The 24,182-nt window shown below is 69.8% G+C and carries 18 protein-coding genes; 8 read left to right on the top strand and 10 right to left on the bottom strand.

Features of this window, described 5'->3' with window-relative positions; all coding sequences use genetic code 11:
• The first annotated feature begins 5 nt into the window (after positions 1-5).
• A complete protein-coding gene (locus GF068_RS43450; RefSeq protein ID WP_170319400.1) occupies positions 6-3,377 on the top strand; it encodes an AgmX/PglI C-terminal domain-containing protein in 3,372 nt (1,123 codons plus the stop codon).
• A 71-nt stretch (positions 3,378-3,448) separates the two neighbouring features.
• On the opposite strand, the gene GF068_RS10195 is transcribed toward GF068_RS43450, so the two are convergent.
• Genes GF068_RS10195 through GF068_RS10185 form a run of 3 tightly spaced genes read right to left on the bottom strand, consistent with a single transcriptional unit; the run spans position 3,449 to position 5,984 of the window.
• The gene (locus GF068_RS10195; protein ID WP_153819185.1) at positions 3,449-4,810 is read right to left on the bottom strand and encodes a DUF8173 domain-containing protein; all 1,362 of its coding nucleotides are present in this window, start codon (positions 4,808-4,810) and stop codon (positions 3,449-3,451) included.
• Between the two features lies 1 nt (position 4,811).
• Entirely contained in the window at positions 4,812-5,381 is a 570-nt protein-coding gene (locus tag GF068_RS10190) for a hypothetical protein (RefSeq protein WP_153819184.1), read from the bottom strand.
• Positions 5,382-5,405: 24 nt separating this feature from the next.
• Positions 5,406-5,984 (bottom strand): RNA polymerase sigma factor, encoded by a 579-nt coding sequence (locus tag GF068_RS10185; protein WP_170319399.1) that lies wholly within the window; start codon positions 5,982-5,984, stop codon positions 5,406-5,408.
• A 135-nt stretch (positions 5,985-6,119) separates the two neighbouring features.
• Between GF068_RS10185 and GF068_RS46970 the strand changes: the two genes are divergently transcribed.
• Complete coding sequence (locus GF068_RS46970; RefSeq protein ID WP_153819182.1) at positions 6,120-8,213, top strand: molybdopterin-dependent oxidoreductase; 2,094 nt, start codon at positions 6,120-6,122, stop codon at positions 8,211-8,213.
• Here the strand turns inward: GF068_RS46970 and GF068_RS10175 are convergent.
• Complete coding sequence (locus tag GF068_RS10175) at positions 8,210-9,913, bottom strand: L,D-transpeptidase (protein WP_170319398.1); 1,704 nt, start codon at positions 9,911-9,913, stop codon at positions 8,210-8,212. The genes GF068_RS46970 and GF068_RS10175 overlap by 4 nt on opposite strands.
• Before the next feature lie 132 nt (positions 9,914-10,045).
• Here GF068_RS10175 and GF068_RS46190 point away from each other — a divergent pair, with 132 nt between their 5' ends.
• Positions 10,046-11,014 carry a hypothetical protein gene (locus GF068_RS46190; protein ID WP_153819180.1) on the top strand — a complete coding sequence of 323 codons (969 nt, stop codon included), beginning with the start codon at positions 10,046-10,048 and terminating at the stop codon, positions 11,012-11,014.
• Position 11,015: 1 nt separating this feature from the next.
• Entirely contained in the window at positions 11,016-12,482 is a 1,467-nt protein-coding gene (locus GF068_RS47335) for an RCC1 domain-containing protein (protein ID WP_153819179.1), read from the top strand.
• Here the strand turns inward: GF068_RS47335 and GF068_RS10160 are convergent.
• From GF068_RS10160 to GF068_RS10150, 3 genes are all read right to left on the bottom strand, one after another.
• Complete coding sequence (locus GF068_RS10160; protein WP_153819178.1) at positions 12,479-13,048, bottom strand: hypothetical protein; 570 nt, start codon at positions 13,046-13,048, stop codon at positions 12,479-12,481. The genes GF068_RS47335 and GF068_RS10160 overlap by 4 nt on opposite strands.
• 154 nt (positions 13,049-13,202) lie before the next feature.
• Positions 13,203-14,117 (bottom strand): DNA-methyltransferase, encoded by a 915-nt coding sequence (locus tag GF068_RS10155; RefSeq protein WP_153819177.1) that lies wholly within the window; start codon positions 14,115-14,117, stop codon positions 13,203-13,205.
• The gene (locus tag GF068_RS10150; RefSeq protein WP_153819176.1) at positions 14,114-14,971 is read right to left on the bottom strand and encodes a penicillin-insensitive murein endopeptidase; all 858 of its coding nucleotides are present in this window, start codon (positions 14,969-14,971) and stop codon (positions 14,114-14,116) included. Before GF068_RS10150 ends, GF068_RS10155 begins: the two co-directional genes overlap by 4 nt.
• Before the next feature lie 126 nt (positions 14,972-15,097).
• Between GF068_RS10150 and GF068_RS10145 the strand changes: the two genes are divergently transcribed.
• Entirely contained in the window at positions 15,098-15,541 is a 444-nt protein-coding gene (locus GF068_RS10145) for a hypothetical protein (RefSeq protein WP_153819175.1), read from the top strand.
• Here the strand turns inward: GF068_RS10145 and GF068_RS10140 are convergent.
• Entirely contained in the window at positions 15,538-17,379 is a 1,842-nt protein-coding gene (locus GF068_RS10140; RefSeq protein WP_153819174.1) for a hypothetical protein, read from the bottom strand. The two genes, GF068_RS10145 and GF068_RS10140, sit on opposite strands and share 4 nt — an antisense overlap.
• A 122-nt stretch (positions 17,380-17,501) precedes the next feature.
• On the opposite strand from GF068_RS10140, the gene GF068_RS10135 reads away from it, so the two are divergent.
• Together GF068_RS10135 and GF068_RS10130 are read left to right on the top strand one after the other, a co-directional pair.
• Entirely contained in the window at positions 17,502-18,938 is a 1,437-nt protein-coding gene (locus GF068_RS10135; RefSeq protein ID WP_206079435.1) for a hypothetical protein, read from the top strand.
• Between the two features lie 55 nt (positions 18,939-18,993).
• A complete protein-coding gene (locus GF068_RS10130; protein WP_153819173.1) occupies positions 18,994-19,641 on the top strand; it encodes a sigma-70 family RNA polymerase sigma factor in 648 nt (215 codons plus the stop codon).
• Positions 19,642-19,709: 68 nt separating this feature from the next.
• On the opposite strand, the gene GF068_RS10125 is transcribed toward GF068_RS10130, so the two are convergent.
• Positions 19,710-21,239, bottom strand: a complete 1,530-nt coding sequence (locus GF068_RS10125; protein WP_170319396.1) for a sensor histidine kinase — start codon at positions 21,237-21,239, stop codon at positions 19,710-19,712.
• Positions 21,240-21,424: 185 nt separating this feature from the next.
• Between GF068_RS10125 and GF068_RS10120 the strand changes: the two genes are divergently transcribed.
• A complete protein-coding gene (locus GF068_RS10120) occupies positions 21,425-22,927 on the top strand; it encodes an alkaline phosphatase family protein (protein ID WP_153819171.1) in 1,503 nt (500 codons plus the stop codon).
• Between the two features lie 9 nt (positions 22,928-22,936).
• On the opposite strand, the gene GF068_RS10115 is transcribed toward GF068_RS10120, so the two are convergent.
• Positions 22,937-23,713, bottom strand: a complete 777-nt coding sequence (locus GF068_RS10115) for a hypothetical protein (protein WP_153819170.1) — start codon at positions 23,711-23,713, stop codon at positions 22,937-22,939.
• Positions 23,714-24,182: the final 469 nt, after the last annotated feature.

Raw genomic sequence — 24,182 nt, 5'->3', positions numbered from 1 at the left:
CCCGCATGCGCCGTCCTCGCCCCCTCGTCGCCGCCCACGTCCTCTTGCTCTTCGCGGGCGTCTCCGGATGCCTCGCCGCGCCCGACGAGGCCGACGACCCGCAGGCCACCCTCGCCGCGACCCGCGGCGCCCCTGCCATTCTCGAGACGGCCTCCGCCATGGCCGAGGACCATTTCGTCGAGGAAGAATCCAAAGCAGAGACCCTCCTCGCGCCCCGCGGCTTCGGCACGGTGACGGGCCGCCTCCCGGGGACGAGCACCGTCGTCCCGGGCGTGCGCCTGCGCGCCCACGCCGTGCGCGTGATCATTCGTGACGGATTCGCGCGCACCGAGATCGAGGAGGAGCTCGCGAACGACACGAACACCGTCCTCGAAGGCCGCTACGTCTTCCCGCTCCCGCCGGACGCGAGCTTGTCGCGCCTCGCGCTCTGGGTGGGCGACGAGCTCGTCGAGGGCGAGATGGTCGAGCGCGCGCGGGCGGCCCGCATCTTCCAGGGCATCGTCGACGACACCGTGCGCCCGCGCGACCCGGCGCTGCTCGAATGGACGCAGAACAGCTCCTTCTCGCTGAAGATCTTCCCGATGCCGGCGCGCGGCAGCCGCAAGGTGATCCTCGCCTACGACGAGGTCCTGCCCGTGACGAACGGCGTCGCGCGGTACACGTATCCGCTCTCGCTCGGCGAGGATCGGGCCGTTCGAATGGACGATTTCCGCGTCCACGTCACGGTGGAGGACGCGGGCGGCGCCGCGGCCGAGGCGAAGGTCCTCGGGCACGCGGCCTCGCTCCGCACCACGGAGGGCCGCCTCGAGGCCGATTTCCAGGCCGAGTCGTTCGTCCCCGACGCCGATTTCGTCCTCGAATTCCCGCGGCCCGAGGCGCCCGTCCTCCCCGTCGCGGTCGAGGGCGGCGAGGGGGGGGCCCCCGGGTTTTTCGCGGTACGTGTGCCCGTCCCGACGCCGGCCGCCGAGAGCGTGCTCGCGCCGCGTGACGAGAAGGTAATCGTCCTCGACGCGAGCCACGGCGTGACGCGCGAGGGCCTCTCCGCCGAGGTCGCCGTCGCCGAGGTGATCTTGCGTCGATTGCGGGAAGACGAGCGCTTCGTGGTCCTGCTTTGCGACAGCGATTGTGTCTCCTATCCCGAGCGGGGCCTCGCCAGGAAGAGCGACGCCTCCCTCGCCGAGGCCTCTCGATTCCTGCACGAGCGCGCGCCCGAGGGCGCCTCCGACCTCGCCTCGGCGCTCGTCTCCGGCCTCGCGCGGGTCGAGACGAAGGCGCGCGGACAGGTCGTGTATCTCGGCGACGGCGCGCCCTCCGCGGGCGAATTGAAGGTCGATTCGATCGCCGCGCGGGTCCGCCCGGCGCTCGTGGACAAACAGGCCGAGCTCCGCCTGTTCGGCGCGGGTCCGTCCATTGACGAGCTCGTGCTCGGCGGCCTCGCGGAGGAGCTCTCGGCCTCGTACGAGCGGCTCGCGGCAGGCAGCGGATCGCTCGCGCAACGCGCGCATACCCTCGCGAAGGGCCTCGACGTGCCGCTCCTCGTGCATGCGAAGCTCGAGCTGCCGGCGGGGTTCGACGACGTCTTTCCGCGCAAGCTCCCGGCTCTGCGCGCCGGCGAGGAGGTGGTCCTCGTGGGTCGAATGGCCGGGGCGCCCTCGGCCGAGAGCGCCGACGTGGTGCTCCGGGGCGAATTCGACGGCATGGAGGTCATGGAAGCGCGGAGGCTCGTATTCGCCGCGGCGCCCGGCGCCGATCGGAAGGTCCTCGCGCGGCGCTGGGCCACGGCGCGGATTCGCGAGCTCGGGCGGACCTCGGACGACGCCGCCGCCAAGGAGACCGTCGCGCTCTCCCAGCAATACCACGTGCAGAGCCGCCTCACGTCGCTGCTCGTCCTGGAGAACGACCGCATGTTCGCCGCGTTCGGCATTCCGCGCACGCAGGGCAAGACGGGCCTCTCCACCGCGGTCGAGCCGGGCCGCGGGGGATGGGGCGACTCGGTCGGCGATTCGTTCGGCGCCGGCGGGCTCGGTTTGTCCGGGATTGGCGAGGGCGGGGGCGGGCTCGGGCAAGGGTTTGGCGCGAGTCACGGGAGGATCGGGACCCTCGGCGGCGGAGCGGCGGCTCCGTCGTGGAACGGGAGCCCGGCCGTGCGTATGGGCGCGGCGAGCGTGAGCGGGAGGCTCCCGCCCGAGATCATCCAGCGTATCGTGCGCCGGAACTTCGGGCGATTCCGCCTCTGCTACGAGCGTGGGCTGCGGACGAACCCCGACCTCTCGGGGCGCGTCGCCGTCCGGTTCGTCATTGGCCGTGACGGCTCGGTCGTGAACGTGGCCAATGGCGGCAGCGATCTGCCGAACGCGGAGGTCGTCACCTGCGTGGTCCGCGCCTTCCAGGGCCTCTCGTTCCCCCAGCCGGAGGGCGGGATCGTGACCGTGAATTACCCGATCCTGTTCTCGCCCAGCGGCGGCTCGTCGTTGGCGCGCGCCTCTCGTCCGGCGTCCAGGTGGGGCGCCTCCTCCTGGATCGGCAAAGGCGACGAGGCGTGGCGCGGCGCGGGCAAGGACGCGCTCGCGAAGCTCGAGAAGGCGAGCCGCGAGGCGCCGGAGAGCCGCCGGGCGCGCGAGGCGTGGATCACGAGCCTGCTCGCGCGAGGTCGATTCGAGGCGGCGCTCCGCGAGGCCTCGAAATACATCGAGCTCGACCCCGACCGCGCCCGCGCCCACGAGCTCCACGCGGAGGCCGCCGCGGCGCTCGGCGAGGACACAGCCGCGCTCGTCGCGCTCGACAATCAGGCGGAGCTCGATCCGTCGAATGCCGCCGCCCACAGGCGCGCGGCGCGGGCCTTCGAGGCGTCGGGCGACGAGCGCCGGGCCTGCGCCCATTTCCGCTCGTATGCCGAGCTCCGCCCGGCCGACGCGAACGGCACGTACGACGCGCTCCGCTGCCGCGCGCGGGTCCTCGGCGAGCGTAACGTCGTGCTCGCGGCGATCGCGGCCGCGACAAACCCGAGCAAGCGCCTCGTGTCCCTGCGGGAGGCCCTCGAAAAGGGCGAGGCGCCGGCCCACGCGGCGGGCGAGCCCGCGGGCGAACGGATCTCGGCGAAGCTCACGTGCGCCGAGGGCGTCGAGGGGTGTCCGCGCGTCGTCATGATCGACCCGGCGGGCCGCGTCGCGACGCCGATCGTGCCGGGGACGGGCCGCTCGGGCGCGTCGTGGGTCACGGCGAATGCGTCGAGCGGGACGTACCGCGTCCTCGTCACCGGAGGCCTTGCGGCCACGCGGGGAGAGCTCGTGGTTCGTCTGGACGATACAATCAAGAGGTTCGAGGTGCGCGGCGGGCAGGGCGCGCGGACGGCGGCGGTGGTCTCCGTGGCGCCCTGACGTATCGCACAAAAAAGAAAGGCCGCGTCTCCCGGAGGAGCGCGGCCTTTTTCATCGGGAAGGAGCTCGAATCAGACGATCTCGGCGCTCCGATACGGATGCGAATCGTCCACCTTCGTCGAAGCCCCCTTCTTCATGGGGATCAGGCCCGCCGCCCGCGTCGCCACGAGGCTGCCGATCGCCACGAGCACCACGACCACCGGCACGATGTCGCCCACCACCGGGAGCATGCCGGCCAGCACGAAGAGCGCGCAACCGAAGGCGAGGTGCGCATATTCGTTCTTCGTCTTGTGCCCGATGAGCGCGCGACCCACGACCTCCAGCACCGCGCACATCGCCGCGAAGACCCCGAACACCCCCGCCAGGAGCCCCACGACCGCGACCGGAATGCCCACCACCGTGATGCAGAGCGCCACGAGCAGCGCGACCGCGCCGAGCGAGCCCACGACCCCGAGCGCGAACGAGCGCATCGGTCGGGCCGCGATCTCCACCTTGAGCGACTCCGCGCGCTTCGTGAAGAGCGCGAGCAAGACCGCGCCGAGCGCGAAGAGCAGCGCCCCGCCCGTCATCGATTCGCTGGCCTCACGCATGAAGCGCTGCGCGTTCGTCGACTCATCGTCGTCGTCGGCCTGGATACGCGTCGAGACATCACCCTTGACGACCGCCCCTTCCTCCCGCACGAGCTTGCCGCCCACGATTCTCGCGTCGCCGTCGAGGCGCGCGCCCTTCGTCACGTGGAGCGACCCGCCCATCACCTGGGCATCCCCCATCACGTGCGCGCCCGGCTCGAGCGTCACCGTCCCGCCCGCGACCTCCACGTCGCCCGTGACGGTCCCGCGAATCGTGAGCGCGCCGCCGACCAGATGGACGTCCTTGACGACCTCGTCCTTCTCGATGGTGAGGCTCTGCCCCACCACCTCACGATCCTTGCCCTCGCCCTTCCTCGCCTTCGCCTCGCCGCCCTCGCCCTCCTCGGCCGCCGGCGCGTCCGCCGAAAGGTTTGGCGGGACAGGCGGCACGGGCGGCACCGGCGGCACGGCCGGGACCGGCGGCACGGGCGGCACGGGCGGCACGGGCGGCGCCGCGGGGGCGTCCGAGGCCTTCGCCGCCGAGGCGCGGGAGATCGAGATCAACGTGCCGTCGCGGCGCGCGACGTAATCGGAGCCCTCGAGCAGGAGCGCGAGGACCTTGTCGGCGGGCTGGTCCTTGACGTGCAGGGACGCGGGCTCGTTCGAGGGGGCGTGGATCACGACGCTCCAGCCCGCGGCCTCGGCGAGGCGCTTGATGGCGTCCTCCTGCGGCACGCGATCGACGTCGAGGCTGATCTTCTTCTCCTCTGCCGGCCATTCGCCTTGTTTCTCGACCGCCCCGAGCGCGGGGGCCGCGGTCGTCAGAGCCAACAGCGAGAACGCGAGCCCAGAAAGTCCACGCATGTCACACGCCTCCTTCTTGCGCAAAATCGTTCGAGGACCCCGGACGCGACACGCGCGATACGACGAGGCCCGAAATCATGAGCACCGCCGACGCCGCGAAGGCGAGCGCCGGGAACATTTCACTCTTCGATACGACCGCCGCGCTCCGCCCGAGCATGAGCATGGCGTGCCCGATCGTCCCGACGAGCGTCGGGACGTGGGCGATTTGATCCAGAATCGCCGGCAACGCGCCGAGCGCCGCCAGGAGGAGCGCACCCAGGACCGCGCGCTTCGGCAGCGTCGCGAGGCCCCGCACGGACGCGGGGGCCTTCGCCGCCGCCTTTTCGGCCACCCTGACCGGGGCGAACGACGGCTCCGCCAGCTCCGCGAGCAATTCACCCGCGTGCACCGAGAGCAGCGCCTCCGCGCCGAGGCGCTCTGCGCAATGGTCACAACCGTCGAGGTGAGAGAGGGCGTCTGCCGGGACGATCCCCGCTTCTCCGTCGGCCACGCTCGAGAGCACGACATCCGTCACGTGTCCGTCGTGCTGGAAGGCCAGATCCGGCGGGAGTTTGTCGAGATCGTCCATCACCGTCGCTCCTCTATCTTCACGGAATCATTCGCCGACCGTCTCCGCGAGCAGCCGCCGGCCGCGCGCGAGCCACGTCGCCACGGTCCCGAGCGGGACGCCGAGGCGCTTGCAAATATCCTGGTATCCGAGCCCCTCGACGTGGAACATCACCAGCGCGCGCCGCTGCTCCTCGGGCAACGTGCCGAGCGCCCGCTCCAGTCGGGTCGCTCGCTCGGCGCTCGCCGTGCGCTCCTCCGGACCCGGCGAAGGGTCCGGCACCAGGTCGAGCCAGGCCGTCGTGGTGTCCTCGGACGCGGATGCAGACTCCATCCGCGCCTCCACCCGCCGCGTGCGCTTGCGGCTCCGCAGCGCGTCGAGCGCCACGTGCCGCGCGATGCCGATCACCCACGGTCGGAGCGGCTCTCCGTCGCGCAGTCGGCTCTTGCCTTCGAGCGCGCGGGAGAGCGCCTCGTGCGTGCAATCCTCGACGTCCGGGTGATCCCGGCGTTCGCCGAGGACACACGCCACCACCGCCACGACGATCTGTCGTAGCGAAGCTGTCTCCTCCGGTGAGACGGCCGCCGTTCGGGGCGTCGCCTTCGGGCCGGGGATGTTTGGTGTCATGGGTGCGGGCTGCATCCTCGCCGCCCTGTTCGTCAGCGAGGGGGGAGAAATTTCGAGCCCCTGTTTTTTTTCTCGGGGGCGACAGAAATCCGCCTCCCTCTTGCGCTCGGTGAGCGCTCGTAGGATCTTGCATCCGTGTTACCCGAGCAGCGCAAGACCGTCTGCCCTTATTGCGGAGTCGGATGCGGGCTCGTGGCCACGACGGACGGCAAGCGTGTCCTCAAGCTCGTCGGTGACCCCGAGCACCCCGCGAACCTCGGCCGCCTCTGCTTGAAGGGCGCCCTCGCCGCGCAGACCCTCGTCGCGCCCTCGCGGCTCCGCCACGCCTTGGTTCGTGGCGCGGACGGGTCCCTCGTCCCGACGACGCCGGAGGAGGCCGTGGGCGAGATCGCGACGCGGCTCGGGCGGATCCTCGCGGAGCATGGCCCCTCCGCGGTCGCGGTCTACCTCTCCGGGCAGCTCACGACCGAGGCGCAGTACCTCGGCAACAAGCTCGGCAAGGGGTTCCTCCGGACGAACCACGTCGATTCGAACAGCCGCCTCTGCATGGCGAGCGCTGCGGCGGGGATGACGCTCTCGCTCGGCGCGGACGGGCCGCCGCTCACGTTCGCCGACATCGAGGAGGCCGACGCGTTCGTGTTCATCGGTTCGAACGCGGCCGATTGTCACCCCGTCGCGTTCGATCGGGTCCAGCGGCGCATGAAGACCTCGGGCGCGCGCGCGATCGTCGTCGATCCGCGCCGCACGAAGACGGCCGCGCAGGGGACGATGCACCTCGCCGTCCGTCCCGGGACGGACATCGCGCTCCTGAATGGCTGGTTGCGTCTCTGCGTGGAGATGGGCGCGATCGACGAGGCGTTCATCGCCGCGCACACGGAGGGCTGGGACGAGCTCCGGGGGATGCTCGACGAATACGAGCCCGCGCGTGTCGCTGCGATCTGCGGGATCAGCGAGGGAGAGATCCGCGCGTCGGCCGAGATCATCGCGAAGACCGAGCGGCTCATCTCGTTCTGGACGATGGGCGTGAACCAGACGACGCTCGGCACCTTCACGACGAACACGATCATCAACCTGCACCTCGCGACGGGCCGGATCGGCAAGCCGGGGGCGGGTCCGTTCAGTTTGACGGGACAACCCAATGCGATGGGCGGCCGGGACATGGGGTACATGAGCCACGGCCTGCCCGGGCAGCGAAAGGTGCTCGACGAGGCGCACCGGGCGGAGGTGGAGGCGCTCTGGGGGCTGCCGGCGGGGTCGATCGGCGAGGCGCCGGGGCACGACGCGGTCGCGATGTTCGAAGCAATGGAGCGCGGCGAGATCCGCGCGATCTGGATCATCGGGACGAACCCGGCGGCGAGCATGCCGAATTTGCCCGTGGTGCGGCGGGGGCTCGAGCGGGCGGAGCTCGTGATCGTGCAGGACGCGTTTTATCCCACGGAGACGACGCGGTTCGCCCACGTGGTCTTGCCGGGCGCGTTGAACCTGGAGCAGGAGGGGACGTTCACGAACAGCGATCGGACGATCTCGCTGCTCGAGCGCGTGGCGGAGCCGCCGGGCGACGCGCGGCCGGACTGGCAATGGGTGCGGGACGTCGCGCGGGCGATGGGCTTCGGCGCGTCGTTCGATTTCGACGCGGCGGGCGACATTTTCCGGGAAATGGCGATGATGACCCGGGGCCGGCCGAACGATCAGACGGGCGTCGATTACGAGATCCTGCGCGCAGAGGGCCCGCAGCGCTGGCCGCATCCGCACGCGGGGGCGCCGCGGGCGCTGCACGAGGGGCACGTCTTCGCGACGCCTTCCGGGAAGGCGCAATTCTTCGCGCGGCCGTACGTGCCGCCGGAGGAGCAGCCGGACGCGCGATATCCGCTGGTGCTGACGACGGGGCGGGTGGAGGCGCACTGGCACACGCGCACGAAGACGGGCACGGTGGAGCGATTGAACCGGATCGATCCGGCGCCGTACCTGGCGATGAACCCGGAGGACGCGCGGGAGCTCGGGCTCGCCGAGGGGGCGCGGGTGCTCGTGAAGAGCCGCCGCGGCGAGGCGAAGACGGTGGTCCGCGTGACGCGGGACATCGGCCCGGGCGTGGTGTTCATGCCGATGCATTGGAACGACCTGTGGGAGGTCGGAGCATCGGTGAACGAGGTGACGACGTCCGAGACCGATCCGCTCAGCAAGGAGCCGGCGCTCAAGCGGTGCGCGGTCTCGGTGGAGCGGCTCGGCTAGAGCGCCGTGATCACGACCTGCGTGGATTTCCCATTTCCGTCGCCGGGCCTCACGCCGCCCCAGCCTTCGGGCAGGGCGGGCTCGGTCCACTGGAAGAGAAAATGGCCGTCCTCGGGGGAGACGTTCACGCACTCGGCGCTCTTCGGGTTGCCGAAATCTTCGTGCCAGTAGGCCACGTGCATCGCGAGCGGGGCCCGGAGGTACTGGATGTTCGGGACCTCCGAGATCCAGAGCTTCTTCGGGGGCCACTCCTTGTCCGGTGACATCACGGCGACCCGGTCCTTCCATTCGATCGGGAAGACGCCGGTCTTCGTCATCGAATGGACGTACGGATCGTAGCCGGGGATGGGGGCGCCGCCCTTGCCGGGGGAGAAGAGGGTCGCGTAGACGGGTTTGTCGCCCTCGTAGGCCGTGAGCGTGCCGGGGTTGATCTTGACCTCGATCCATTTCTCGCCGGGCTTCACCGAGCGCGGGAGCTTCTTCGGCGCCCGCGTGACGGTGACGCTCTCCGCGAGGACGAAGGCGCCGGGCTCGTTCCGTAGCGCGAGGTAGGCCTTCTTGCCGGCGACGACGCGCCCTTCGACCTGCACGTATCCCTTCGACGGAATGGTTTGTCCGGAAGGAACCATCTTGCCGTCCTCGCCGCGGGTGAAGCGCGGGATGGGCTCGTGCTTGCGGTTCCAGGCGAGCGGGAGGCGGACGTCGCCGCCGAGGCGCACGCCGTGGAAGGTGGTGCGGCGGAAGGGGCGCATGCGGTCGGCGGGGACGAGCATGAGGTCGGGCGTGACGAGCCAGGTGCGGCCCTCGGCCTCGAAGGCGCGGGCGTAGGCGAGCATCGAGCCGTTCGGGATGACGCGCCAGACGAGCCGGGAGGGGTCGTAGGCGCCATTGCCGCCGACCGAGCGTTTTCCATTCGCGAAGATGGAGAAGACGGGGTCGGTCGCGCGGATCTTGTCCTTCTCGTCTCTGCTGATGAGCTCCTCGTGCCCGCGCGACCACTCGGCGAGCTGCACGAACGTGCCCGGCGGCCCGTAGCTCCGCTCGGCCTTCTCCTGCTCGGCCTTCGTGGGGACGCGGCTGTACATGGGCGCGCCGTTCGAGAAGGCATATCGATACGGCATGACGGCGTCCTCGCGGGGCGCGAGCTCGGCGAGGGCGCGATAATAAGGGTCATTCAGGTCGAGCGTGGTCTTGCGCGGATCGAGGCAGATGTAGCCGCGGGGGGCGACCTTGTAATAACCCCGGGGGCATTTTTTCCCCTCCACGGGCTCGCTCGAGAGGAGCGCGACGCTCGTGCCCATGCGGACGTAGCCGAGCGGCAGGCCCTCGGGCGCGGGTTTTTTGTAGATGTAGGCCTGATCCGCGATGGCGCCGATGCGCGGCAAATCGTTTGGCGTGGTTTTGCTCTCGGGCTTCGGGTCGGTCTTGGCGGACGTGAAGTGGAACGCGGGTTCGCCTTCGGGCGCGGGCGTGGCCTTGGCCTTGTTGAAGGGCGTGGTCCCCTCCTTTTTGCGCCTGTTCCACTCCTGCCATTCCTCGAGCTTGATGTCCTCTTTCCACTGCTCGATCTCGCGCCCCGTGGGCGGCACCACTCGCTCCTGCTCGTGCCGGTATTTGCCCTCGTAGGTGGGCTCGGGGGCAGGGGAGCAAGCGGGGGTCAGGAGGAGGACGAGCGGAAGGGCGCGGCCTTCGAGCTTCATGGTTCGAAGGGTACCGTGCGTGCTCCGCGGGAGGCAAAGATCGGTCGATCTCCGGCGGATCTCGGCCGGAAAGTGCGTCTCCTTCCCTTGCCGGTCGTGGCGGGGTAGCCTGAACATCCGAAGCGGAGAATCATGTTCACGAAGTCGTCGGGGTTCGCGTTTTTCACGGCCATCCTTCTCGGCGCGGGGTATGCGTCCGGACAGCCCTCTGCGGCGGACAAAGCCGCGGCGGACAAACTCTTCGAGGAGGGGCGGGCGCTGCTCGAGCAGAGCCGGCTGCCGGAGGCGTGCCAGAAGTTCGCGGAGAGTGATCGGTACGACCCGTCGGTGGGGACGCGGCTGAACCTGGGGGATTGTCACGAGCGGCAGGGGAAGACGGCGAGCGCGTACGGCCACTTCGGGGACGCGGCGCGGCTGGCGCGGGAGCGCGGGGACAGGTCACGCGAGGTGGTGGCGGAGGAGCGGCGGCGCGCGCTGGAGGAGAAGCTGTCGCGGGTGCGGGTCACGGCGCCGGCGGCTGTGCCGGGGCTCGAGGTGGAGCTCGACGGCAAGGTGCTGGGGGCGGCGGTGTTCGGGACGGCGCTGCCGGTGGATCCGGGCAAACACGAGGTGGAGGCGCGGGCGCCGGGCAGGCGCGTTTTCCGCGAGGAGAAGGTGGTGCCGGCGGGTCCGGCGACGGTGGAGGTGGTGGTGCCGGAGCTCGTGGTGGCGCAGGTGGAGGAGGGGGCGGCGGCGCCGAAGGGTGGATGGACGACGCTGCGCACGGTGGGGTTTGCGACGGGGATCGCGGGGGTCGTGGGGATCGGGGTGGGGGTTGGGTTCGGGGTGAACGCGCTCCAGAAGAACGCGGCGTCGAAGGAGGCGTGTGACGCGGGGGATCCGACGCGGTGCACGGAGGAGGGGATCTCGTTGCGGGACGCGGCGGGCGTGAGCGCGGACGTGTCGTCGGTGATGCTGGGGATTTCCGGCGTGGTGCTCGCGACGGGGGTGGTGCTCTTCGTGGTGGGTGGAAACGAGAAGGCGAAGCCGGCGGAGCGCGCGTGGGTCGTGCCGGTGGTGGGACGAGGGAGCTTCGGCGTGAGCGCCGGGATGGAGTTCTGAGATGCGAACACGAGCGACGACGTGGATGCCGGGGATGGTGGCCCTGGTGGTGGTGAGCGGGTACGGGTGCAAGCAGATCATCGGCTGGGAGCCTGCGACGCTCATGGAGCCGGACGCGGGCGGAGGCGGGAGCGGAGGCGAAGGCGGGAGCGGGGGCGAAGGCGGCGTCGGCGGCGTCGGCGGGAGCGGGGGCGAAGGCGGTGTCGGCGGGAGCGGAGGCGCGGGAGGGGCGCCGCCTGAGTGCATGGTTGCGGCGGATTGTCAAGGTGAAACGCACGAGGTGGGGGCGTGCGAGCTGGGGAAGTGCGTGTACACGTGCGAGGCGGGGTGGGACGACTGCACGGCGGCGCCAGGGTGCGAGACGGACCTGACGACGAAGGAGAATTGTGGGGCTTGTGGGAATGGGTGTGCGGCGTTTTGTAAGGCGGGGACGTGTAATGATCCGGTCAGTGTGGCGGGGGGGTATCACCATCACTGTGCGGTGCTGAAGGATGGGGAGGTTTATTGTTGGGGGAGGAATGAGATGGGGGAGGTTGGGGCAGATGCACCGATTTTGAGCAAATCGCCGGTAAAAGTCTCCTTGCCGGCCCCCGGTAGCGCCAAGCAGGTCGATGGCAGTGGTTACTTTGGAGGTAGCTATAGCGCCCGCACGTGCGCCGTCCTGACAGATGGCACAGTTGCGTGTTGGGGCGAGGGCAACGGCACGCCGACGAAAGTAAGTTCATTGACAAACATCGTCCATGTTTCGGTCGGAGGAGGGCATTATTGCGCCGTTAATTCTGTCGGTGGACTATATTGCTGGGGTAGAAATAATCATGGTCAAGTTGGTAACGGGAGCACCAGCTTTCAGCCAATCCCGGTACTGGTTGACTCAGATGTTGTTGTCGTAGACGCGAGCACGACTCACACGTGCGCCGTAAAGAAAAGCGGCTCAGTGTCCTGCTGGGGGTACAATTTTCAGGGGCAGCTCGGAATTGGTTCGATGAATAATAGCCCCTCGCCAACCATGGTCCCCGGACTTGCGTCCATCTCCGGCGTCAGTTGTGGTGAGAACCATACCTGTGCCATGAACAGCGCTGGGATCTGGTGTTGGGGCGGGAACCAAGTCGGACAGTTGGGTATCGGTTCCATTATGGACAAGAATGTTCCCCAGTCGCTTTCGCTTCAGGGAAAGAGCCCGACATTCATCGATTTGGGATACAGTGATTCTTTCGCTGTCCTCGATGGCCAGTTGTTCGCTTGGGGGCTGAACAACTTCGGGCAGCTCGGGATCGGGAACACGACGAATGCCCACAATCCCGCAGGAACCGGCTTGCAGACCGTCGTGGCTGTTAGGGCTGGAGTGCGGTCGGCTTGCGCACTAAACGATGCCGGACGGACCCGCTGCTGGGGAGACAATACTTACGGTCAACTCGGAGACGGGACGACCACAAGTAAACTCACCCCGACGAACGTCGTGTGGCCTTAGGGAGATGGGGCCCCGCTCCCGCCGCCAATTTCGTACTTGAGCTCGACGTCTTCGACATAGGTCCCGACGAACGGGCTGGTTCGCGTGCAGGTCGGAATTTTGTCCCCGCACGTCGAGCCGGAGCATGCGTATGAAGTCCTCTGGACGGCCTCACCCGAGATCGCATTCCCATCAGTGATGATGGTGATCGTGGACGTGACCGTCGTGGTACGCTTGGATCCAGTCCCATCCGGCATGTCGTAGTCGACGTCTGTGTCCTTGCCCGTGAACGTGTACCCGTCGCCCTCCTCCAAGCCTTCGAGGGTGACAGAGCCCGTATCGAGGTAAAGCTTGTCCTCGATGCTCGCGTAGAGGATCCACGTGCCGGTGCCACGCAGGCTCGAGCTGTCGCTCGCCTGATTCGCCGGCGGATCCGTCTCCGGGTAATAACACCCACTACTCGCATCCGTCTCCCCGAACGAAACCCGATAAATCCAAGTATCCCCCGGCTCGACCCCGCACCCGGTCAGACCGGCCAGCGCCGCTGCGCAGGGGAGCGCCTGGAGCAAGCTCTTTCCGAAACCCATGGCTCTTTCTCCTCGTTCAGTCCTGTCGGGACGTCAGCCCCCTCGTCCCCCCCTCCATCACGCCTGTGCTTACCCCAACACTCTCCAACGTTGTGAGATGGCTTGGTGGTTCGCGCCTGCGTGTGTCGAGAGGACCGATCGTCCACAACTTTTTTCAGGCGAACGATACCTCGCCCACGTGGACAAACGGAACCTTTTCTAAAGTGAGCCGTCTCGCAGAAATATCCACCGCCAGGTGACTTACGTCACCTCCCACGAACCGCCGACCCAGCTTCGAAGCCGCAATCAAGGTGGTCCCGCTTCCACACATGAGGTCCGCCACCGTCGCGCCCTCCCGGCTCGACGCGCGCACGATGCGCTCGAGCAGCCGCTCCGGCTTCTGCGTCGGGTACCCCGTGCCCTCGACGCGCAGCGGCGTGTTCGCCACCATCGCAGGTACGTCCGTCCAAACACTGCCGAGACGACGGCCCTCGTCCGCGTAGTAACGGTACGTCCGACCGTTCACCACGCGCTCGCGGTAGAGCCGGCCCGCCTCGTCACGATGCCGGAAATGCATCTCCAGGCTCGTCGCCGCATACGGCTCGCGAAGCATCGGGTCGCTCGCGTTGTAGACGACCTCCCGACGCTCCCGCGCGTCCCGCGTGTACAGCAAGAGCGTCTGGTGCGTCACCGTGAACCCGCGCGCACCACGGCTGCCGTTGCCAGGCGTCCAGATCACCTCGCCCAGAAACGCGCCGCGGCCAAACAGCCGATCACACGCGACCTTCACCTCGTGCACCGTGCGATGATCGAGGTGCACGTAGATCGTCGCCCCACGGCTCATCCGCGCGCGGATCGCCTCGAGCCGCGGCAGGAGCATCGCCACGAGGCTCTCCGGATCGTACCGATCCTCGTACGCCACCGGCCCACCCGACGCCTGCTTCTTGCCCCGCGTCTCGCCCACCGCCGTGCGCGCCGTCATCGACGTGCCCACGCCATACGGAGGGTCGAGGTACACGAGGTCGAAGGCGACGTCCGGCGGCAGCGCAGCGCAAACATCCGCCGCGTCGCCGTGCGCGAGCAGGTTCATGGCGTCCTGGTCGTCGCCGCCGTCACGGGCTCGCCCGGCAGGAGATCGTCGATCAACGCCGAGAGCGCCTCCGCGTCGCTCCACGGCTCGAGCGCGAGCGGCTCCGGCAACCACGGCCACGCCGGCCCTCGTCCCTCGCAGCCCGCCACCGCCTCGGTCGGGCTGCACGCCACGCGCAGGTGGAAGTGGTCATCGTGTGGCGCGCTGTCCTTCGGCTGGAGCAGCACGTTCTCCGCCCGCCAGACGAGCTCCGGATCCTCGCCCCGCGCCCGCGCGTGTTCGATCAAGAGCGCCTCGAGCCAGCGCGCGACGAAGAGCCACTCGACGTCGGCCTCCGGCGACGCGACGAGCGCCTTCACGAGCTGCCAGTTGCGCTCGGTGTCGAAGCGGACGAACGGCGAGCGTTTGTCCTCGGTCGCCGCCAGGCCGTCCGCCCCGAACCGGACGAACCCGGGGCTCGGGATGGAGCGCCCGTCGGGCGTCGTGCAGTACAGGAGCAGATCCACGTCCCGGCCCGTGCGATGGGATCGGTGGCCATTCCTGCGCCCGCCGTGCCGGTTCGAAAGATCCCCGACGAGCAGCGGCGCGCCGGGGCGCGAGGCGGCGACCTCGCGGGCGGCGCGCTTCACGGTCGCGACGAGGCGCGGCGTGCCGTACCGCGCGCTCGTGTTGCGCAGGAGCCGGTAGCCGGCCCCGCGCGCGGGCAGCGCCGCCGCGCCCGTCAACACGCCCGCGTGGGGCAAACCAACCGATCCGGACAAACCCGGCGCGAGCGGCGTCGGCGTGCCCGTGCACGCGACGAGCAGCAGCACGAGCGTGGCACAAAACACGAGGAGCGAAGCGCGAGGAGGCATGACGAACGAGAGGAGGAAGGAGGATCGCGCCGAGGCGCGGGCGCATGAAAGCATCGGACGACGGGCGCGGGAAGAGGGCGCGCGGTCTTGCAGTTCGAGGCGCAGAGCGCCACCCTCGATGCCAGCATGGAAGAGCTGTTCCGCAACGACTTGGTGATCGTGACGCGCGAGCCGGGCATCATCCGGGTGCGACGGACCACGCTGCCGGTGATCCAGACGCTGAACAGCGGGGACATCGACGCGCTCGTGAGCGAGTTCCGGATCAAGGTCCCGCTCCGCGAGCGCAAGAACGTCGGCATGTTGCTCGACACGCGCGACGCGCCGATGGTGCTCGACGACGCGACGATGGAGCCGATCCGGCCGCTCCTGAACGAGGTGCTCATGGGCTTCGCGCGGCATGCGATCCTCGTGAAGACCGCCGTCGGCAAGCTGCAAGCGACGCGCAGGTCCCGCGAGGAGGCGAACCACCGCAGCGCCACGGTCACGGTCTTCGACGACGAGGCCGCGGCGCTCGTGTTCCTGCGCGGCGAGGAGCCCGCCGCGCCGCCGTCACGTTCGTCGAAGCGCTAGAAGCAGGGCCCGGCGCAGCTCTGCGCCACGCAGTTCGACCACTGGTTGCAGATGTCGCCCGTGCAGCACTGCTGCTGGCAGCTCGCGGGGGTGCCGCCGCCGACGGTGCAGCGCTGGTAGCAGCTCATGCTCGACGCGCACGGCGGGTTCCCGATGCACGCCTCCGTTTGCGCGCAGCAGCTCCCCACGATGCACTGCGAGCACGGCGTGCCGCCGGGGTCGAGGCTACACGCGCCCGCGTCGACGGCCGGCACGCCGCAGTGGCCGCCGTTGCACACGAGGCCGACGCAGCACTGCGGATCACTCACGCAGTTCGAACCCGTGGGCAAACACGAGCCCGCGCCGCAGATCCCGTTCTCGCAGACGCCCGTGCAGCACTCGCCTGCCCCGTTGCAGGGGAAGCCGTCGAGCTTGCATTGCGGCGCGCCGCAGACGTTGTTCGTGCAGACGCCCGTGCAGCACTCGGCGGGGCTGTTGCAGAAGGAGCCGTCGGGCTGGCACTGGCTGAAGCCGCAGGTGAAGAACTCCGGGTCGCAGAAGCCCGAGCAGCAGTCGGAGCCGTTGTCGCAGAAGAAGCCGTCGGGCTGGCACGCGCCGGGGAAACACGTGCCGCCGTCGCAGAGACCGGAGCAGCAGTCGCTCGGGGCGCTGCAGCCGAAGCCGTTTGGCATGCACTGGCCGAGGCCGCAGGTGTTCGTCAGCGGATCGCAGATGCCCCCGCAGCACTGGAAGTCGTTGACGCAGAAGATGCCGTCGGGCGTGCAGCCGCCGAGGCTGCAGGAGAAGGTCGAGAGGTCGCAGAAGCCCGAGCAGCACTCGAAGTCGTTCTGGCAGAAGAAGCCCTCGGGCTGGCACTGGGCGAAGCCGCAGCTCGCGGTGAACGGGTCGCAGAAGCCCGAGCAGCACTCGAAGTCGACCGCGCAGGCGGCGAAGTCGGGCAGGCACTGGTTGAAGCCGCAGCGCGACGTGAACGGGTCGCAGAAGCCCGCGCAGCACTGGGCGTGCGTGGTGCACGCGGCGCCGTCGACCTTGCAGACGCCGCCGCCGCAGACGCCGCCCTCGCAGATGTTGGAGCAGCAATCACTCGGCGCGCCGCAGCCCGCGCCGTCGAGGCTGCACGGCTGGAAGTTGCAGACGCCGCCCTGGCAGAAGCTCGAGCAGCACTCGAGCCCGACCTGGCAAGGCGAGCCGTTCGGGGAGCAGAAGCCGGGGCCGCAGACGCCCTCGGTGCAGAGGCCGGAGCAGCACTGCGAGGGGTCTTGACAGACGAACCCGTCCTGCTGGCAGGCGGAGCCGCAGACGTTCTGCGTGCAGTCGCCGTTGCAGCAGTCGGCGTCGTCGAAGCAGGTGGCGCCCTGGGGCTTGCAGACGGCGGGGCCGCAGAAGCCGTTCGTGCACTGGAAGCCGCAGCAGTCCTGGGGCGCGCTACACGCGGAGCCGTCGGGCTCGCACTCGATGCCGCCGCAGAAGCCCTGCCAGCAGTCGAGGTTGCAGCACTCCGCGCTCTCCACGCAGCCGAGGCCGTCAGGCTTGCAGGAGACGCCGCCGCAGAAGCCGTTCAGGCAGTCGAGGTTGCAGCAGTCGACGGTGGTCTCGCACGCGCTGCCCTGAGGCGCGCAGAGCTGCTCGGGCTTGCAGACCTCGTCCTGGCAGGAGAGGCCTGCGCAGCAGTCGCCGGGCAGGCCGCAGGTCTGGCCGAGCGCGCCGCAGCTCGCGCCGCCGCCCGTGGCGTAGAGGTCGAGGCCCCCGGTCCGCGAGCCACACGAGGCGAACGTCAGCAGCGACACGAGGACGAGGGCGAACGCGCAGGCGACACGCCAGGCAAGCGAAGGACGCATGCGCGGATTTTAGGGGGCGAGACATCTCGAGCGCGAAAAATTCGTGGTCGCGTCACGAGACCCGGGCGGCGCGAGGCGCGTTGCAGAGGGCCGGGGAGGGGCGCAAGATGCGCGGCCCGTCCATGCCTCCCCTCTCGAAGATCCCGCCGAAATCCACCCGAAAAGAGCCAACCGAGCCACGCGACACGGGCAGCGGCCTCGCGGGCGCGGCGCTCGCCGCGTTCGTGATCGCTGTGGTGATCGTGGGCGTGCGGTACTGGGGCAGCGGCGGGGAGGGAGAGGCCGACCGGCCGGTCGTCGACGCCGGGGAGGACGCCGAGGCGGCCGAGGACAAACCCCCGCCGCCGCGGTGCACCGCCATCTCGACCGAGCCGTTCGTCGTGGGCGAGGCGCAAGCGGCGAAGCCGAAGGCGCTAGATGCCGGCGAGGAAGAAGAGTTCGACGAGCTCGCGCCGTTCGCCGTGGAGCTCGGGCGCGGGACGACGTTCGAGGGTGGGTTCGCCGTGGGCGCGCTGCGGGACGGCGAGGGCGGGTCCGTGGCGATGGTGACGACGATCGGCTTCGACGGGCGCGGCGGCAAGCTCGTGCGGCTCGGCCGGAGCCGCGGGGACTTCGATGCGCCGACGGTGAGCGGATACAAGGGCTCGGTGCTCGCGGCGATGCTGGAGCCCAACGCGGGCGGGCGGTCGATCCGGCTCGCGCGGGTCAGCGGGGAGAAGGTCACCTGGGGGCCCGAGCTCGGCGAGGGGCGGGACGAGTCGCTCGCGGTGGACCTCGCGGCGTCGGGGTCGTCCGCGGTCGTCGTCTGGGACGACGTGACGCGGGACGGCAAGCAGACGATGGTGATGCTGGCCCCGTTCGACCCGGAGACGATGAAGGCGAAGGGCGAGCCGCGGCCGGTGTCGCCGCCGAAGCAGGACGCGGAGACGCCGAGGCTCGCGGCCCGGCCGGGCGGGCTCTGGCTCGCGTATGCGGTCGTCGGGACGGCGCGCAAGCCCAAGGACGAGGACACGGGGCTCGTGGGGGAGGCGATCGCGCCGCGGTGGGTCGAGGTGCTGCCGCTCGACGAGCACGGGGCGGCGGTGTCCTTGCCGCGGGCGGTGACGCCGAAGGACGGGCACGCGCTCGCCTTCGACGTCGAGCCGAGCGAGGACGGGGGGATGGTCGTGACGTACCGCGATGACGACACGCCGAGCGGGTCGAGCGGGGGGCGCGTCATGAGCGTGTGGGTGCGTCTGTCCGGGGTGGGGGAGGCGAAGCTGCTCACCGAGGAGCCGGGCTCGGCGGGGGTGCCGGACCTGATGCCCGGGTGGCTCTCGGTCTCGTCGCTCTCGGGGGCGACGCGGATCGGGACGATGACGCCGCGCGGGGAGCTCGTGGGGGAGCTCCGGCCGGAGCCCCTGCTCGGCAACGGGGAGGTGTTGGCGGCGACACAGGCGGCGCTGCTCGTGGCGCGACCGGCGGGCAAGGCGATGAAGCTCAGCGTGATGCAGTGTGTTCCGGACGACCCTTCCGGGGTGTCGGACGGGGGGGTGGAGGCGGGGACAAAACCTCTCTGAGGGGCTTGACAAAGATTTTTTGGACGATCGGCCTTTTCAACACATTTAGGCCATCGTGGGGAGCTCCAACCAGCGACCGCCGTCGCACATCACGTACAAGCCCAGGGTTCAAGAACTGCATGGTCTCTTCCAAGGGGAGGTCCGCGAGCGTCTCGCGGGCCTCGGCGTCCGAGGAGAAGACGTCGAGGAGCTCGTGCAGGTCGTTTTTTCCATCGCCAACCGTCGTCTCGCGGTGATCCCGCGGAACAACGAGGCCGCCAGGCGTTGGCTGATGGAAGTGGTCAGAAAGCAGGTGTCGAATTACCGAAATTTGTACAGACACGCCCATGAGGTGCTCGACCCGGGGGCCATCGAGGAGGCGCTCGCGCATCCCGAGGACCCCGAGGAGCACTACGCGACCATCGCCCTCGTACAGGCGGCCGCGCGCCTGATGCCCGCGCAGGAGCGGGAGATCCTGCTCCGCCACGACGTGGACGGGGAGCCGCTGCGCGAGATCGCGGCGTGGCTCGGGCTCAAGAAGAGCGGCGCGCACGTGCGCGTGAAGCTGGCGCGCAAGCGCTTCGTGGAGAAGCTCGCGCTCGTCGAGAGGATGCGGCCGGGCGGGAAGAGGCTGCGGCGGAGCAGGCTCATGCCGATCTGGATCCCGCCGTGTTTCCTCGCGGCGTGGCGGTGGATCGTGGACAAGTTCCTGCGGAGGAGGTGATTCGTCCAGGGAGCGCCGAACACGAGGGCGCGAGGCCCTCGAGGTTTTTCCCGGTATTATTACGACTTTTATGATTCCCGCGCCCCGAGCCCCTCTCCCTCGCGGGGGAGGGGGGCGGTGGCCTCCGGCGCCCCTCTCCCCGCAGGAGCGGGGCGAGGAGGGAGGGGCAGGCCCTTTCGCTCCGCACACGGCATCCACACCCGAAACGTCGTCCCTCGGCCGAGCGCCGACACGCACGCGATGCGGCCCTCGTGTGCGGTCACGATGCGACGCACCGTGGCGAGGCCGATCCCGGTGCCCGGCGCGTGGACGCCGGGGACGCGGTAAAACGGCTCGAAGATGCGGTCCTTGGCCCCCTCGGGGATGCCCGGGCCCGTGTCCTCGACGGCGAGCTCCACGAACCCGTCGTCCGTCCGGCAGGCGCGCACCACGACGCGCCGCTCCTCGCGGCCTGCGAGGTACTTCAGCGCGTTGCCGAGCAGGTTGAGCACCACCACGTGCAAGAGCTCCGGCGAGCACGCCACGCGTGTGTCCTCGACCTGGATCGTCACCTCCGCGCGCACCTCGGTCGCCGTCTGCGCGAGCTCCTCCGCGACCTCCGCGATCACCTCGCGCATCGAGGCCATCTGGCGCGTGTCGTCGGGGCGGCTCGACCGTGAGAACGCGAGCAGGCCCTCGAGCACCGCGTTTGCCCGCGTCACCGAGCGCTCGAGCGAGGCGGCGATCCGCTCGGTCGCCTCCTTGTCGTCGGCGCGCCGGAGGCGGGGCGGCACGAGCGAGATCGGCGTGAGCAGGTTCCGCAGATCGTGGGCGATGCGGCCGGCGAACGCGTCGAGATCCGCGTTGACCCGCGAGAGCCGCTCGACGGTCTCGGCGAGGTCGCGCCGCGCCGCTTCGGCCTCGGCGCGGGCGCGCTCCTCCCGCGCGAAGAGGGCGAGCCGCTCCTCGGCGGCGCGGTAGAGCCGGTGCATCGTGCGCGTCAGCAGCACGCCGAGGCCCGCCGCGAGCAGCACCGCGCCGCAGGCGACGATCACGACGAGCCTCGACGCGCGGCTCGCGGCCTGCCGGGCGCCGTCGCGGGCGACCTCGAGGCGCGAGTCCACGAAGAGCTCGTAGTCGCCGATCGCCACCTCCAGCGCGCCGAGCTTCGGGATCACCTCGGCCCCGACGACGCGGCCCACGTCCTCGGGCTTGCCGCCTGCGCGGTGCACCGCGAACGCCCGCGCGAGGGCCTCGTGGTGGGCCTTCTGCGCGGCCGCGATGCGCTCGAGGCGCGCGCGCTCGGCCGGGTCCTCGGCCCGCGCGAGCAACACGCCGAGCCGGGCCTCGAACGCCTTCCGCGCCGCGTAGCTCTCCTCGAGCAGCTCGGCGTCGCTGGTGAGCAGGTAGGCTCGACCCTGCGCGGACTTCTCCATCGCGGAGGCGCGTAGCCGCTCGACCTCGATGAGCTCTGCGCCGTAGATGTCCTCGACGCGGTCCTGGCTCGCGATCACCGATTGCAGGGCGAAGCTCGCCACGCCGCCGATGACGAGCGCGGCGAGGATGGCGACGAGGTAGGCCGCGCCGATCGTCTGCTCGAGCTTGTGATCGAGCCTCATGGCGCGCCCCCGGGAAAAAGCGAAAAAGGAAGAGCCGCTGGGCGCGGCGAAGCGAAGAGGCTGACCGGCTGGGACACGGGTCGCGCGCCTCGCACGGGCCGTACCAGGCGCCGCTGCGCTTTCGGCGCACATCGACGCGTGTTTCGTCTATCGTGATTTCTGGATTCTTATCGGAGAGGTCGGACATGTCCGGACGGATCGGTGATGACCATGATGTCGCGCGCAGGCGGGTGCTCCTCGGCCTCGGCGCGGCGATCTCGGCGGCGGCCGTGGGTTGTGGCGGCGAGGCTTCGGCGACGGACGTCGGGGGCGCAGGCGTGGGCGCCGGCGCGTCCGGCGCGGGCGCGGGCGGCGCGGGCGGCGCGGGCGGAATGGGAATGGGCGGTGAAGGTGGCGCGGGCGGAGGGGATCCGGGCGAGAGTTGCACGGACTCGGGTGGTCTCACGCCCGAGGAGCTGCTCGCGCCGATCGACACGTTCGTGATCCTGATGATGGAGAATCGTTCGTTCGACCATTACCTCGGCAGCTTGCGCTCGATCGAGGGCCGCGACGTGATCGGCCTCGACGGCACGGAGAAGAACCCGGCGCCGGACGGGACCTGGGTCGGGGCCTTCAAGCTCGACGATTTCACGCCCGAAGATCCGCCGCACAACTGGGACGCCTCGCACGCGCAATGGAACGGCGGCAAGAACGACGGGTTCGTCCTGGCGCACGCGGGCTCTTCCCAGGCGGACGTGATGGGGTATCACGTGCGGGAGCAGCTCCCGGCCCTGTATGCGCTCGCCGACGCGCACGCCGTCTGCGACCGGTGGTTCGCCTCGGTCATGGGGCCGACCTGGCCGAACCGGTTTTACCTGCACGGCGGGACGAGCAAGGGGCAAAAGGGCAACCTGCCGGTCCTCGGGTACGACAGCATCTTCAAATACCTCGACGAGGCCAAGGTCAGCCACCGGGTGTATTTCCACGACGTCGCGTGGTGCTCGGGTGGGTATCTCAAGACGACGGGGCTCTCGGGCATTGAAAAGTTCTTCGAGGACGCGGCGGCGGGCGCGCTGCCGAACGTGGTCTTCATCGATCCGCAGTTCTTCGGCGCCGGGGCGAACGACGACCACCCGGATCACGACATCCGGCTCGGGCAGGCGCTCATCGCGAGCGTCTACGCGGCGCTCGCCAAGAGCCCGCAATGGGGCCGGTGCATGTTCGTCCTGACCTACGACGAGCACGGCGGGTTCTTCGACCACGTCTCTCCGCCGACGACGGAGGACGACGAGGCCGAGTTCCGGCAGCTCGGCTTCCGCGTCCCCTCGATCGTGGCCGGGCCGTTCACGCGGAAGGGTTGCGCGGTGAGCACGGAGCTCGAGCACGTCTCGGTGATCCGCACGTTATGCCGGCGGTTCGGGCTGCCGGCGTGGAACGAGCGAATCGCCGCGGCGAACGATCTGTCCTCGTGTATTCAGCCGGCGTATTTGACGGCGCCGCGTCCGCCGGTGGAGCTGCCGCCGGTGGACGTCTCGATGGTGGAGCTGCATGCGCGGGTGGAGCGGGCGGACACGCACCCCGAGCTCCGGGAGGCGCTCGATCGAGGGCTCATTCCGAGGCACCTCGACCGGCGCGGGGAGGGGATGGTGATCACGAAGCGGGTGATCGAGGCGGGGGCGAGGCTCGGGGTGGTGCGGGTGCGGGAGTGATCGAACGCGTCAGCCGGGCGCGCTGGAGGTGTCTTCAGGCGCCTGGTTGCGGTCGGAGCGCGTGCCGTAGAGGTGGCTCAATTCGAATGCGGCGGCGATTGCGGGTTGCTTGAGCTCGCGGGCCGCCGCGCGCGCGGCTTTGCGGGCGGAGCGGGCGAGGGTGACGACGATCCCGTCGATCAGATCGAGGTGCTCGGTCGCGGCCACGGTGCTCGTGCCCTCGCGCTCCTTGGCGACGGCGCGCAGGGTTTCGGCGGCTTTTCCGAGGCGCAGAGCGGCGCCGGGCCCGCCGCGGTCGAAGACGGCGGCGGCGATGGCCTCCTTCGTCAGGACGTCGCGGAGCGTATCGAGCTGGACGGCGAGTTTTTCGGCGTCGTCCTGGGCGGCGCGGGTCTGGTCGAGGGCGACGGCGATCGTATTGCTGGAGGCCTCGTCCCCCTCCTCGACGAGGGCATTGTGGCCGGCGTGGAGGATGCTGCGCGCGGTCTCGCGGGTGGTCTTCCCTTCCTGGAGGGCGGCGACGAAGCTTTTGTTGGTGAGTTTTCGGTCCCCCTGGACCTCGGCGCGCCCGAAGCCTGCGGCGATGAGCGTATCCCGCGCGTCGGAGAGGCGCGTGGCGTCGGCGGCGATGAAGCCGTGGTTTTTGAGGGCGGAGCCGTGCTTCTCGAAGGCCTCGAGGGTCTTGTTGGCTTGCTTCAGGGTGTCGGCGGAGCCGAACTGCTTGCCGATGCGGAGGTATTCCTGGCGAGCCTTGGGAGCGATGGTGGACGTGTCGATGGGGGGCATGAGGTCTCCTTTCCCGTGAGAGGAAGGCGAGGTGTGATGTTGCGTCGTGACGGTAACGCTCCGTGGCGTCTCGGCAATGGCGGATTCGTGCTGTGGGACGCTGGGGGGCGTCTCGAAGCGGGTGGGGGGCGTCTCGAAGCGGGTGGGGGGCGTCTCGAAGGAGGTTCGGGGCGCCGATGTACGGCGGGGGGCGCGTCTCGAAGGAGCTCGGGGGCGTCGATGTAGAGGTCGGGGGCGTCGATGTAGAAGTCGGGGGGCGTCGATGTAGAGGTCGGGGGGCGTCTCGAAGGCGCTCGCGGACGTCGATGTACGGGGAAGGGGCGTCGATGTACGGCGCGGGGGGTGTGCAACCGGAATCTTGGGTGACACTTCAGACCGGCAGCCTGGGTGACACTTCCTCGCTCCTCGAGGCATCGACCCACCACCTTGGGTAGCGCGGACCGGCGGCGCAGGGACGTGGACCGGCAGC

The sequence above is a fragment of the Polyangium spumosum genome (assembly GCF_009649845.1).
Lineage (GTDB): Bacteria > Myxococcota_A > Polyangia > Polyangiales > Polyangiaceae > Polyangium > Polyangium spumosum.
The sequence above is the reverse complement of the archived record's forward strand: the minus strand, read 5'-3'. Positions and strand labels throughout refer to the sequence as shown.

What these genes read in the sequence shown, in the direction of transcription:
- GF068_RS43450 (WP_170319400.1), top strand. Translation starts at nt 6, where the DNA reads ATGCGCCGTCCTCGCCCCCTCGTCGCCGCCCACGTCCTCTTGCTCTTC.
- GF068_RS10195 (WP_153819185.1), bottom strand. Translation starts at nt 4,810, where the DNA reads ATGCGTGGACTTTCTGGGCTCGCGTTCTCGCTGTTGGCTCTGACGACC.
- GF068_RS10185 (WP_170319399.1), bottom strand. Translation starts at nt 5,984, where the DNA reads ATGACACCAAACATCCCCGGCCCGAAGGCGACGCCCCGAACGGCGGCC.
- GF068_RS10175 (WP_170319398.1), bottom strand. Translation starts at nt 9,913, where the DNA reads ATGAAGCTCGAAGGCCGCGCCCTTCCGCTCGTCCTCCTCCTGACCCCC.
- GF068_RS46190 (WP_153819180.1), top strand. Translation starts at nt 10,046, where the DNA reads ATGTTCACGAAGTCGTCGGGGTTCGCGTTTTTCACGGCCATCCTTCTC.
- GF068_RS47335 (WP_153819179.1), top strand. Translation starts at nt 11,016, where the DNA reads ATGCGAACACGAGCGACGACGTGGATGCCGGGGATGGTGGCCCTGGTG.
- GF068_RS10160 (WP_153819178.1), bottom strand. Translation starts at nt 13,048, where the DNA reads ATGGGTTTCGGAAAGAGCTTGCTCCAGGCGCTCCCCTGCGCAGCGGCG.
- GF068_RS10155 (WP_153819177.1), bottom strand. Translation starts at nt 14,117, where the DNA reads ATGAACCTGCTCGCGCACGGCGACGCGGCGGATGTTTGCGCTGCGCTG.
- GF068_RS10150 (WP_153819176.1), bottom strand. Translation starts at nt 14,971, where the DNA reads ATGCCTCCTCGCGCTTCGCTCCTCGTGTTTTGTGCCACGCTCGTGCTG.
- GF068_RS10145 (WP_153819175.1), top strand. Translation starts at nt 15,098, where the DNA reads ATGGAAGAGCTGTTCCGCAACGACTTGGTGATCGTGACGCGCGAGCCG.
- GF068_RS10140 (WP_153819174.1), bottom strand. Translation starts at nt 17,379, where the DNA reads ATGCGTCCTTCGCTTGCCTGGCGTGTCGCCTGCGCGTTCGCCCTCGTC.
- GF068_RS10135 (WP_206079435.1), top strand. Translation starts at nt 17,502, where the DNA reads ATGCCTCCCCTCTCGAAGATCCCGCCGAAATCCACCCGAAAAGAGCCA.
- GF068_RS10125 (WP_170319396.1), bottom strand. Translation starts at nt 21,239, where the DNA reads ATGAGGCTCGATCACAAGCTCGAGCAGACGATCGGCGCGGCCTACCTC.
- GF068_RS10120 (WP_153819171.1), top strand. Translation starts at nt 21,425, where the DNA reads ATGTCCGGACGGATCGGTGATGACCATGATGTCGCGCGCAGGCGGGTG.
- GF068_RS10115 (WP_153819170.1), bottom strand. Translation starts at nt 23,713, where the DNA reads ATGCCCCCCATCGACACGTCCACCATCGCTCCCAAGGCTCGCCAGGAA.